Genomic DNA, 449 nt, shown 5'->3' with positions numbered 1-449 from the left:
AAGTCAACCAGCTATGTCTTCGCAGTCTGCAAATTATGTGACCTCGAATACTCCGGGAGATAAGGATATTTATTCTTCTACCGATACGATTCCTGCGGGATATTCGGTAAAAGCTGTACAAGTAGAAGGATATTTTACAAAGGCATCAACGTCTACTCCATCGGTCTCTATAGGAGTTATCAGTGGATCATCTGAATCAGACGGAGCTTCATTCGCTGTAGCAGGAGCAACACCATCTTATACAGCGAAGATTGTTGAGAAAGACCCTAATGGTAATGTGGCTTGGACAAATTCCGCTGTGCTCGCGTCCAAACCAGTAATAAACCATATTAATTAACGGGAGGCTCAGTCATGGCGCAGGTAAACGCAAATGCCGTGGCTGAGTCTATTCTGACTCAGCAGAATTCAGCTGCTAATGCAAATGCTATAGCGGAAACTCTGCTACTTAC

General features: G+C 44.1%; 1 protein-coding gene. It reads left to right on the top strand.

What is annotated here, in order from left to right:
- Positions 1 to 337: hypothetical protein (locus AC1RPJ_RS07815; protein WP_481762848.1), on the top strand; the 337-nt coding region annotated here is incomplete at its 5' end.
- Positions 338 to 449: the final 112 nt, after the last annotated feature.

This window comes from Dellaglioa sp. CoH-57-MRSF-17 (genome assembly GCF_056782015.1).
This window is presented reverse-complemented; position numbering and strand designations above follow the sequence as displayed.